The sequence below is a fragment of the Paenibacillus oralis genome (assembly GCF_003863965.1).
Lineage (GTDB): Bacteria > Bacillota > Bacilli > Paenibacillales > Paenibacillaceae > Fontibacillus > Fontibacillus oralis.
The window spans coordinates 1,798,055-1,809,093 of the sequence record NZ_RRCN01000001.1 but is presented as its reverse complement, the minus strand read 5'-3'; the positions used below and the strand labels follow the sequence as shown (position 1 = coordinate 1,809,093).

Annotated in this window: 12 protein-coding genes and 1 pseudogene; 11 read left to right on the top strand and 2 right to left on the bottom strand. The window is 46.9% G+C overall.

Annotated features, from left to right (window positions below; all coding sequences use genetic code 11):
• Nucleotides 1-234: pseudogene (locus EHV15_RS36980) on the top strand (hypothetical protein); the annotation flags it as partial.
• A gap of 252 nt (nucleotides 235-486) precedes the next feature.
• Nucleotides 487-1,530: a YkvI family membrane protein gene (locus EHV15_RS08525; protein WP_101807371.1), complete on the top strand. Its 1,044-nt coding sequence runs from the start codon at nucleotides 487-489 to the stop codon at nucleotides 1,528-1,530.
• Nucleotides 1,531-2,409: 879 nt separating this feature from the next.
• Here the strand turns inward: EHV15_RS08525 and EHV15_RS08520 are convergent.
• Nucleotides 2,410-2,616 carry a DUF1657 domain-containing protein gene (locus EHV15_RS08520; protein ID WP_007781230.1) on the bottom strand — a complete coding sequence of 69 codons (207 nt, stop codon included), beginning with the start codon at nucleotides 2,614-2,616 and terminating at the stop codon, nucleotides 2,410-2,412.
• 210 nt (nucleotides 2,617-2,826) lie between these two features.
• Here EHV15_RS08520 and EHV15_RS08515 point away from each other — a divergent pair, with 210 nt between their 5' ends.
• Genes EHV15_RS08515 through spoVAE form a run of 4 tightly spaced genes read left to right on the top strand, consistent with a single transcriptional unit; the run spans nucleotide 2,827 to nucleotide 5,579 of the window.
• Nucleotides 2,827-3,687 carry a DUF421 domain-containing protein gene (locus EHV15_RS08515; protein WP_128630837.1) on the top strand — a complete coding sequence of 287 codons (861 nt, stop codon included), beginning with the start codon at nucleotides 2,827-2,829 and terminating at the stop codon, nucleotides 3,685-3,687.
• A gap of 44 nt (nucleotides 3,688-3,731) precedes the next feature.
• The gene (gene spoVAC / locus EHV15_RS08510) at nucleotides 3,732-4,211 is read left to right on the top strand and encodes a stage V sporulation protein AC (RefSeq protein WP_005832062.1); all 480 of its coding nucleotides are present in this window, start codon (nucleotides 3,732-3,734) and stop codon (nucleotides 4,209-4,211) included.
• Between the two features lies 1 nt (nucleotide 4,212).
• Nucleotides 4,213-5,232 (top strand): stage V sporulation protein AD, encoded by a 1,020-nt coding sequence (spoVAD, locus tag EHV15_RS08505; protein ID WP_127607817.1) that lies wholly within the window; start codon nucleotides 4,213-4,215, stop codon nucleotides 5,230-5,232.
• The gene (spoVAE, locus tag EHV15_RS08500; RefSeq protein WP_005832063.1) at nucleotides 5,229-5,579 is read left to right on the top strand and encodes a stage V sporulation protein AE; all 351 of its coding nucleotides are present in this window, start codon (nucleotides 5,229-5,231) and stop codon (nucleotides 5,577-5,579) included. Before spoVAD ends, spoVAE begins: the two co-directional genes overlap by 4 nt.
• A gap of 174 nt (nucleotides 5,580-5,753) precedes the next feature.
• Here spoVAE and EHV15_RS36430 read toward each other — a convergent pair whose 3' ends face one another.
• The gene (locus EHV15_RS36430) at nucleotides 5,754-5,927 is read right to left on the bottom strand and encodes a hypothetical protein (RefSeq protein ID WP_153784608.1); all 174 of its coding nucleotides are present in this window, start codon (nucleotides 5,925-5,927) and stop codon (nucleotides 5,754-5,756) included.
• Between the two features lie 238 nt (nucleotides 5,928-6,165).
• Between EHV15_RS36430 and EHV15_RS08495 the strand changes: the two genes are divergently transcribed.
• From EHV15_RS08495 to EHV15_RS08475, 5 genes are all read left to right on the top strand, one after another.
• Complete coding sequence (locus EHV15_RS08495) at nucleotides 6,166-6,369, top strand: hypothetical protein (RefSeq protein ID WP_028407024.1); 204 nt, start codon at nucleotides 6,166-6,168, stop codon at nucleotides 6,367-6,369.
• A 12-nt stretch (nucleotides 6,370-6,381) separates the two neighbouring features.
• Nucleotides 6,382-6,627: a hypothetical protein gene (locus EHV15_RS08490; RefSeq protein ID WP_054943617.1), complete on the top strand. Its 246-nt coding sequence runs from the start codon at nucleotides 6,382-6,384 to the stop codon at nucleotides 6,625-6,627.
• A 283-nt stretch (nucleotides 6,628-6,910) separates the two neighbouring features.
• A complete protein-coding gene (locus EHV15_RS08485) occupies nucleotides 6,911-8,401 on the top strand; it encodes a spore germination protein (RefSeq protein WP_128630836.1) in 1,491 nt (496 codons plus the stop codon).
• Nucleotides 8,401-9,558, top strand: coding sequence for a GerAB/ArcD/ProY family transporter (locus EHV15_RS08480; protein ID WP_128630835.1), 1,158 nt, complete (start codon nucleotides 8,401-8,403; stop codon nucleotides 9,556-9,558). Before EHV15_RS08485 ends, EHV15_RS08480 begins: the two co-directional genes overlap by 1 nt.
• Entirely contained in the window at nucleotides 9,539-10,636 is a 1,098-nt protein-coding gene (locus tag EHV15_RS08475) for a Ger(x)C family spore germination protein (protein WP_178075802.1), read from the top strand. The genes EHV15_RS08480 and EHV15_RS08475 overlap by 20 nt, the downstream gene beginning before the upstream one ends.
• The last annotated feature ends 403 nt before the right edge of the window (nucleotides 10,637-11,039 follow it).

The following is an 11,039-nucleotide window of genomic DNA, read 5'->3' as shown; positions in this document are numbered from 1 at the left end:
CCATGGAATTTTTCACTTCTTCCCGTCACGGTTATGTTCTTACACCAGTACAAGTCTGGCATACATCCGTTGTTCAAAGCTCTCCTATTTGGGGGTTTTTCCGCTTTTGTGGCCGAGCCGATCTCACAAATGGCTGATTTATATCATTCCATTCACTGGAAGCAATATCTATTCATTTCCGATCTATGTCGGGCTGTACCTGCTGGCTTCGAGCATCGCCAAGCGGGGCGTTGATTGCACAGATTCATCCTCGGTAGATAAATAAAGGCCAAAACCATAAGTTTACCGATTCCAAAAATCATGCCCAGATTCATGAGCTGCATATTTACCATGTCATTGTTAAAGACTCAAGTTTGTTAATTGATGATCTACCGGACCACTATCGATTCTCGTCATAACGGCTGACAACGAGTTCCTTTTGGAATAAGCATTTTTTTTAAGCATAGAATTTAATGATTCTATACTATACCAGGACATGGGTGAAATATGAAGAAAAATACAAGTATGATAATACAAATCGCCGCAACATATTCGGGAACCGTGGTGGGAGCCGGATTTGCTTCAGGACAGTCGATTATGCAGTTTTTCACGGTATACGGAGCCTATGGGGTATTAGGCATTTTATGCAGCACCTTTCTTTTTGTGTGGATCGGCACTAAAATGATGATTCTAGCTCACCATATCAAAGCATTTTCATATCAGGAGTTTAATGTTTATCTGTTTGGCAAGATTTTCGGCAAAGTCGCAAATGCCTTGACTTTAATTATTCTATTTGGGGTAACGGCCGTGATGCTTTCAGGAACCGGTACCATTTTCGAAGAACAACTCCGTCTACCCTATCAACTGGGTATTATCATCAGCATCGTTTTGTGTTATCTGGTGATGACGAAGGAAATCAGCGGAATTATGTTCGTAAACTCGTTAGTTGTTCCCATGATGCTTTTTTTCACTTTTCTCCTTGTCGTAAAGGTTGTCAATGTAGACAATATTTTTGAGACTGTCGGTTGGCAGAACCAACAACTGTACAATTTGAAGTGGTTCGTGAGTCCGTTTGTGTATGCAGGATTGAATTTTGCTTTTATTCTAGCCGTTATGGTTCCTCTGGGGAGTGAGGTGGATGACGAAAGCGCATTAAAATGGGGAGGGTTTTGGGGAGGCATTGGTCTTGGTTTTATGCTTCTTGTCAGCCATTTTGCAATGAGCTCAAAGATGCCCGAGATTCTTCAATACGATATTCCGATGGCCGAGATTATTCGAGATTTCGGGCGGTATTTTCATGTATTGTTTTTGCTCGTAATCTATGGAGAAATATTCACCACATTGATAGGCAATGTATTCGGAATTTCTCGTCAAATCCAAAGTCTTTATAATCTTCCTAAAAGTTGGTTGGTTCTTGGCATATTACTTGCTAGTTTTTTGATTAGTCAAGCCGGGTTCACCTCCTTACTTGCTTATCTTTATCCGCTATTTGGGTATATGGGTTTGATACTTCTTATTTTTTTAGCAGTTCAACGGATGCCCAGGGACTAAGTCTCCATATTTTTATAAGTTGATTTCGGCACGAAATCTAACTATTAGCTCTTCTATCATGACTAATTTTAAAAAGTTCCTGCAACAAATGCCGGACTCCGATATAGAGTATTCCTCGCCATCTAATTCCTGAAACTTGCCGATGATCTTTAAAGTCACATCCGTTATAAAGAAGATGGTAATTTTTCTACTATCGGAAGTAAGGCACAAGATTCCAAAGACTTCTTGTACCTAAATGGCATTCATTTCATTCAAGGCAATGAACTCAGTACTCAACTCTGCGAACCGATTTCAACCTCTAATGTAAATTCGTATTGGTACAAGCGTTCGTGCATCTTTAGTATGAATGTTCTTACCAGTCTTTGTTGATTCCGCACCGCAATATTCCAAATGGGCGTCGAATACTGCTTGCAGTTCGTTTTCAGGTTTACCTACTTATTCAGTATGGGTGTCGCGCCAAAAGCGACATTCGAACCTTTAATCCGGTATATTCATCCCCGATATTGATGCCTCCAGTAAAAGCTTCCTGACCATCGAATACAACAATCTTACAATGATTTCGGCAACTCCAATAGGACAGCGCCCAAGGGAAGCGAATGGGGAAAAAAGATCGGCATTCAATTCCAACCTTCATCATTTGGCAGCCGTAGCCATGGGCGTGCGTTGGGCCGAGGGGGAACTTGGATACTGTCAACTTTAGCAGTGGCGATGGGGGCGGCAGTGTTTAGGTTTATCCAAGGTTAGCTGTCTAAACAAAAGAATAGTGGCGAAAAGAGATCAAACCCTACTCAACTTGTAGGGTTTGATCTCTTTTCTAATCTGTTCACCGATGAAAACAGACAAGCCATGTCCTCAATATTCATGGTTTGTCTGTTTTTCTTAAAACCCCTTATATTGAGGCTCTTCATTTTCCAACTGTTGTACGCGGCTTTCTACTTGCTGCACGATTTGTTGGGTTTGTTGGGCCGCATTCGTAAAGAGCGATTTTGCTTCTTGATTTTGTGTTTCCAAAGCAAATTGTTCCAGACTCGCCTGAGCACTTTTTAAAGATGCTACGCACGTTTTCACTTGAGAAGCAACTGTCACGGAATGTCACCTCCTTTACCTTAGGATAGGATAATGTTTCACGGGTAATAGGAATAGATGCTTGCATTCTCCCAATACCGAAATTATTATTTCCGTCTCGCAACAAAAGCATACGTTAGAAAAATTTTCAGATGGAAATGCATGAAAATAATGGAATAGGGACATATTAACCTTTGTCGATTAATGTGATTGGAAAGGAATGGTGATATTATGCCGGATTGGGTAGAAATCGCTTTGCGAACGTTATTGGCTATGGGGGTTCTTTTTGTCCTAACGAAGATATTGGGTAAACGACAGGTATCACAGCTTTCATTGTTTGAGTATATCACCGGAATCACGATCGGCAGCCTTGCAGCTTACGTTTCGTTGGATCTGGAGTCCAATTGGTATCTGGGCTTGGTTTCGATGACGGTTTGGACCGTTGTTTCTTTAGGGATTGAATTTTTACAGCTGAAAAGCAAAACGGCAAGAGACCTATTCGACGGCAAAGCAACAGTGCTCATTAAGGACGGCAAGATCATGGAGGATAACCTAAAAAAAGAAAGGATTACCACGGATGAACTTATGGAACAGCTTCGAATAAAGAATGTGTTCAAAGCTGCCGATGTTGAATTCGCCATCATGGAGTCAAGCGGTGACGTTAGCGTTCTTTTAACCAAGGAAAATCAACCGTTAACGCCTAAACACCTGGGAATAAATGTCGGGCCAGAACAAGAACCTCAATCGGTCATTATGGATGGAAAAATAATGGACGAACCGCTTGCCACGATAGGTCTAAACAGGAAATGGCTGGATACGGAACTGGAGAAATTAGGTGTTTCGATTGATAACGTATTTCTTGGACAGGTGGATTCCTATGGCCAGCTATACGTTGATTTATTTGATGATCAGATCAAAGTACCGAAACCCCAGAAAAAAGCCGCGTTGCTTGCAACATTGAAAAAGTGTGAAGCGGATCTCGAAATGTTTGGCTTATCTACCAAAGAACAAAATACAAAGCAGATGTACGAGCAATGTTCAAAAGCGTTAGAAAAGATTATTGATGAAGTTAAACCATTGCTGATTCGTTAACAATTCGCCAATTATACGTCAGCTGAAATTCGAGGAGGATGTTCATGGCAAATAATATAAAGAAAAATTTAACGCGGGTACAACAGGAATATAAAGAATTGGCGCAAAGCGTCGAACCTCCGAGGCCCATACTCAAAAACTTCATTCGTGCGTTTATAGCCGGCGGGGCCATTTGTTTGGTTGGACAAGCCATCCAGGAAATGTTTGTGCATTGGGGCGGCTTTGATGAGAAAAAAGCTGGAGACCCTACCGTGGCGGTTATGATACTCCTTTCTGTCATTCTGACCAGCATGGGGGTGTACGATAAGTTTGCCCAATGGGCTGGTGCGGGTTCCGCAGTGCCTGTGACGGGATTTGCGAATTCGATGGCATCCGCTGCGATTGAACATCAGAGTGAAGGTATGGTACTCGGTGTTGGCGGTAAAATGTTTAAACTGGCTGGACCGGTTATTGTATTTGGTACAGTCGCCGCCTTTGCGGTAGGAATTGTACATTTGCTGATCAAAGGCGGGGGAGGCTCTTAATATGTTAAAGGGACACCAGAGTTGGCTATTTGAGAACAAGCCGTTCATCCGATCAACAGCAACGGTAGTGGGTCCATTTGAAGGAAGAGGCCCGCTGGCCAAAGATTTTGACATTGTCCATGGAGAATCCATGATGGGACAAAAGAGCTGGGAGAAAGCAGAAAAGGTATTGATTGAAGAAGCGGCAAAACTGGCTATTGAAAATGCGGGGTTGACAAAGGAACAAGTACAGTTTTACATAGGCGGGGATTTGATGAATCAAATCATTAGCAGCAGTTTTGCCGCGCGAACATTATCGATCCCTTACCTCGGTGTGTTTGGCGCTTGTTCAACCTCGATGGAAAGTCTGGCATTAGCAGCTAACCTTGTAAATTCCGGTTCGGCGAAATTTGTGTTGGCGGGGACATGCAGCCATGATTCCAGTGCGGAGAAACAGTTCCGATATCCGACCGAGTACGGTTCGCAAAAACCGCCAACCGCCCAATATACGGTAACCGGGGCCGGTGCTGCCATCGTATCCATGGAAGGTGACGGACCGGTTGTTACATCTGCCACCATTAGCCGGGTTATCGATATGGGCATTAAAGATCCGTTTAATATGGGCGCAGCGATGGCTCCTGCAGCGGTAGATACCATTGAGGCGCATGTTCGAGATTTGGGAATTGAACCGGGTTATTACGATTTGATCGTTACCGGCGATCTTGCGAAAGTCGGATATGAAATCGCCTGTAAATTGTTTAAGAAACATAACTTTCCCATCGAACAAACCGAATATTCCGATTGCGGGATGATGATTTACGATTATGAAACCCAAATGGTTCAAGCCGGAGCAAGCGGCTGCGGTTGTTCGGCAGTTGTTACCTATGGACATTTGCTAAATCGGATGCGAAGAGGTGAACTGAAACGAATCCTCGTTGTCGCTACGGGGGCGCTGCTATCCCCGATTTCATTTCAACAAGGGGAAAGCATTCCTTGTATCGCTCATGCCGTATCCATAGAGGCAGGAAGGGAGATATTATGATTTTTCTTTGGGCTTTTTTGGTGGGAGGTGCAATCTGTGTTTTCGGACAATTTTGTTTTGATGTCTTGAAACTTACACCGGCCCACACCATGACCCTGCTTGTTGTATTGGGTGCGATTGTCGACGGAATTGGATGGTATGATCCGCTGATTGAATTTGCCGGGGCAGGAGCATCGGTCCCGATTACAAGCTTTGGTAACGCGCTTGTCCATGGTGCGCTTCAAGAACTAAAGAGCAATGGCTGGATTGGGATCATCACCGGAATTTTCGAAGTGACCAGTGCCGGAATATCCGCAGCGATTATTTTTTCGTTTCTCGCTGCATTGTTCGTAAAACCCAAAGGATAATACGGGGCCCAATCCGAATTTCGTTGGCTAAAATACACTGTAACGGTCGGTCAGGGCGATCCCTAACCGGCCGGTTTTGATTATGAGAAACGTTTACTTGTTCCAATCTGTACGGAATGTCCCCATCGATAATCTCAAAGGTTACGTTGACCAAGCTATAAAAGCCATATACTGTCAGACGCTATTTATTTCGGTTCCTATATTCTCCATCACTTCTTTGGTTCGCTCCATTAAACTCGGCTCGGTTGGAACATTTTCACTTGCCTTTCCATCCAAGATTATTGGAGATTTGTTACTTGTCGTTTTGATTCGCTGTTTAAATTGTGATTTAAGTTCGCTTTTTTCCATACTTTCTCCTTTTCATTCGCCATTTTCAGAATATGCAACTGATATTATTCCGATTTTCATATCCTTTATGCATCATAGGAGTCAGGTCCCCAAAAGGCTGTGTTTCCGCCTGCATATAGACAACCAACCCGATAAAAATGACCGGAAACCGGGCGGATGCCGTTGTCGCTTCTACACGTCTGCCATAGACTGATGCTGTAAGTTCAAAATTCACCTACCCAAGGAGGAATGGTTTTGAATGCAGTTTACTAAACAGGCAATGCCCATGTTTACGCATGACCACGCCGCTTACGTCAGGCAAATGCACGACTGGCACATGAAAATGGCTCAATATCACGACCAATTGCGTGCCTTTCATCTGGAAAGAGCGAAACAATTTCAAAAGCTGGCCGAAGAAAGAGCGAAAACGTCAGAAATACCCAGCGGCACCAGCGCCGCTTAAAGGCGAACCGACATGGAGCGATGTGATGAGTTGGCAGCATTCCGAATCAAAATCTGGGACCGTTATGTAACCCTTCGTTCCCAATATGGAACCCGGATGCCTTTGTCTTTCGATCAGTTCTGGTACGACTTTCTGGCCAGACACATGATAGCCGACAGCGGAGTCGAGCAAGTGTATGAGGACTTCTGCAACAACTGGGAGAATCAGTGTTTGCGAAATGTTCACGAATCAAGTCATCGGCAGGAAGGAGGCCGCTGAAAAAGATACGTTTTTTCTGTGATGCATCGATTTTTAAGTTTGATGTTGCAGGAAAATAAGGAAAAGTCCGTTTAAAGCCGTCTCACAGGCTAAAAACGGACTTTTTGCATCGCAGAAAGAAGGCGAGGGGACTTTTTTCAGTGGCCTCGTAGGAAGCCCGTGGTTTTTCACGAACCGACTCATAATCTCAGGACTGCCAACAACCTGGAACTGCGAGGCATGTTTTTTGTCATATCGGGAAAAATAAAATACATGGACTAAATATGCGAAAGGAGGGGAGCCGATGCATTGGATCGGCTGGTTTAAAAAGCAAGACAAAAGCTATACGCCAAATGAAGCCGACACTCAACCTCCCGCAGGCAACTTGTCTCCGCAGCACATTCAGCAATTGTTTCACGATATTCACGATGCACAGGTGCATGAGTTGGATGCGGGAGGGCGGAAAGTCAAGCTGTTTTACATCCGTTCCTTTGTGGATCAAAAACAGGTCGAAAGCGACATCGTGCTTCCCCTTTTGCATGCCCCGGACGAACAAGCAGGACAAAAGGTGATTTCCGAAGATCGGGTGGACGTAACGACGTTGCAGCAAGCCGAAGAACTCATCCTGCAGGGAGGAATTCTTGTTTTTGATGAGATCGGGAACGTTTGCGCGGTCAAAAAGCAGGATCAACTCGGCCGCACTATCGATTCTTCCGAGCAGGAATCGATTGTGTACGGTCCCAAAGACAGCCTGAACGAGCGCCTTGACAAAAACTTGACCTTAATCCGTCGCCGGCTGCCCGTAGCAAGCCTAAAGTCAAAGAAATGGACCGCCGGATCGTTAAGCAAAACCTCTGTTGTGCTGCTGTACATGGAGGGTATTGTCAATCCGGAGCTGGTGCGGATCGCAGAGATGAAAACGAATCAAATTGATTTCGATGTTCTTCTCGATTCCTCCCATATCTCCGCTTTGATGGAGGACCACGTCAACAGCGTTTTTCCGCAATTTCAACAGACGGACCGTCCGGACGTGCTGGCCGCGGCGCTGGCCAGCGGCAAAGTGGTCTGGCTGGTGGACAACACGCCGTTTGCGCTTGTAGCGCCCATTACGTTCTTTGATCTGTTTCAGTCCCCGGAGGACTATATTCACCGATGGATGGTGGGCAGCTTCCTGCGGGGGCTTCGTTTTGTCGCGTTCGTAATTGCTCTGTTTTTGACCCCGGCTTACGTGGCGGTGACGGTTCACCATTATCAGATGGTTCCGCTGGAGATGCTGTTTGTCCTGATGCAATCCCGCAGTGAAATTCCGTATCCTCCGTTCTGGGAAGCGCTGCTCATGCTGCTGACGCTGGAGATATTAAAGGAAGCCAGTTTGCGCATGCCAACCAAATCCGGCCAAACGCTCGGCGTCGTGGGCGGTATTGTCATCGGTCAAGCGGCCGTGGATGCAGGGATCGCTAGCAATGTGATGGTCATTGTGATCGCCATCTCCGCCATCGCCTCGTTTCTCGTACCCAATTATTTGATGACGAACGCGAGCAAACTGCTCCAATTTGCCCTGCTCATTCTGGCGGCATGGCTGGGCATGTGGGGCATTGGGTTCGGATTGCTCTGGCTGTGCATCCACCTGCACGGATTGACTTCGCTCGGGCAGCCGTATTTGTCCCCGCTAAGCCCGTTTTTTGCAAGCGACTGGAAGGATACGGTGTTTCGTGCGCCGCTGTCCGGGATGCGCACAAGACCGGCTTATTTGAAGCCGCTGCAGCGGATGCGCGTTACCGGGAGGAAACCGTGATGGCTTCTCGTGTAGGTTCGGCCGGTTTGTTTTCGATTTCAGCGCCCTTCGGTTTCTTGTCCCTCGCCTTCTGGGCGAACCGGATGCAAACGTTATATTATCTTTTATATTTGCCCAGTGTGCTTGCGGAGCCGGTTATGATCGGCCTCATCCTGCTGGCGGCGGGATGCTCGCACCTCAACATTTTGATGATTGCCCGCTGTTTTGCATGGAAAGAAACGCCCGGCGGTTATCTCGGCATCGTCCGCACGTTGGGAACGGCGGTGTCTTTCCTGTTTTTGCTTGCGGGGCTGTTCGCTGTTTTGATGAAAGGTATCGTGCTGATGATGGGTTATGTCGATATTGTGCACCATATTTTGTTTCCCGCCTTACATGCTACGTTGTTTGGCATCCTGCTATTGTGTGCTTGCGTATACCTGGCTCGATTGGGCATGGAGAAGACCATTCGTTTTGCGATCGTTGCGTTTGTCGGCACGATATGGGTTACCTTCCTGTACGTGCCGTTCGCGTTTTCGCCGGCTGCCGAATACCGCCATCTGCTCCCTCTTCTTCCGGAGCACATGCCCCAAGGCATCTGGCAAGCCTTTCTTACGGTATGGGCGGCGTTCTCCGGTCCCGAATATATGCTGGCATTGCCGAAAGAGGCGGTAGACGCGAAGAAATTGAAAACGGCTCTCATTGCCGCCAATGCATTTACCGCATTCGAATACATATTCTTTTTTGTCATTTGCCTGACGTTTTACGGATCCGATTATTTGCAACGGCAAGACTTGCCGATCGCCGATCTGATCCGGTATATTCAGCTTCCTTTCGCCGAACGGCTGGAAATGATCCTGATTCCAGCCTACGCCATTTCCTTCGTTTACGTCGTCGCCATCCTTCTATTGTATGCGGCGGGAGCAATCCAATGTCTTGCGCGTAGTCGTCTTTCAGCAGGAAGAGCGCCGCTTTGGTTGGCGTTTTTGATGATGCTTCTGCTGACATGGATGGCCGGTCGCTGGATATGGCCGGACGAATGGAAAGCCAAGGAGTGGATCACCTGGCTTTCATGGCTGGATGCCAGCACCTATACCGTTTTGCCTTTTGGCTTCTTCCTCTTGGGATGGATCACGATTCGCAGGAAATGGAGGGTCCGACATGCCGGCGGCTCGAAATAAATGGTTTCTTCTTTTGTGGATGTTGCTCGTTCTCGGCGGTTGCTCGTTTGTCGATAAAACCAATACCATTGAGGAAATATCGCCGGTTGTATTGCTTTATCTGGATGAAGGGAACGACGGATCCGTAAAGCTGTCTACCATCATTCCCCCGCTGAAGAAAGAGAAAAAGAGCGTGATTACCACGTCCTCCAATACGTTAATCGAAGGGAGATACTTACGAAACTTGAAGTATTACCGGGAAACGAAAGAGGGGCAGATCCGAATGATTTTCTTCTCCGAAGCCATGGCTAACCGGGGGCTGACGTCTCTGCTCGATACGTTACTGCGTGATCCCGAAATTTCCAGCCACGTGTTTCTCTCTGTTGTGAGCGGCGATATGATCGGATATTTGAACAGGCAGATGCAGAGCGGGCAGGAGGAAATCGACTTGTATCTGTACAAAATGTTTGCGCACTACGAAAAGCAAGGGCAATTGACGACAAGCAACGTGCATGAATTCCTGGCCAGGGTGTACAACCCTTATGCCGATCCGGTTCTTCCCTATTACGCCGTCGCGAACAATGAACTTCGTTATTCCGGGACGGCGCTGTTCCGCGGGGATAAGATGGTCGGAAAGATTCCGCTGTCCGATGACGTCTTTTTCCAAATGCTGCGTGAAAAGAGAGGCGTTCAAAAGACGGTGCCGCTGCCAGCGGCGGATGTCGTGCTCGGCAGTATCAAAACCGAGCGGCAAATTCATTTTACCGATTCGTTCCGGAACGTTCATATTGACGTGATGCTTAAAGGACGGGTGGAAGAAGTCCCCGCTGGACAGAAGACGGACAGCCCACGGGAACTGCAGGAGTTCGAGCGTAAACTTGAACGGAGAATCCAGGAGAAGCTGGAGAAGATTATCGATCGAACGCAGGCGTTATCTGTCGATCCGTTCGGGCTGGGCATGCACACGGTAGGGTGGAAGGAACGGCCATTTACCCGTGAGCAGTGGAACCAACGATGGCCGGATATGGACGTGACGATCCATGTTTCGTTGAAGTTGGAGCATACCGGGATGCTCGATTCGCATGCGGACCGGCGATGAAGACGCAGCTCGCGCGCCCTGTGTCACTCGCCAATGAACGCGTCTTCATGACATGGAACGTTTGAAGCCGCGTACAAAAGCGCTCACATTCCCCAAACAGCAAGTCCCCTGCGGATTGTGGATCTCGCATGCGCAGCGGCCAGCCTGTAGCTGAGTTTTGATCCGGTAGGGACACGCATAGGTGGGATCAAAGCGGAACTTTCACGATGCGGATTGCTTCTTGGCGGAATAGGATGATTCGTTTCTGGACAAATTAAATGCTGTTTGCATAAATCTGGAAAGGCGGATGCCTGCATGTCACCAACATTCAGTACAAGCGTTGAAAACCGGACTATATCCGGCCCAAGACAACCGAATCGATGCAAAAATTGCATCTGGGGCAACTGGGATGGACTGAAACAAT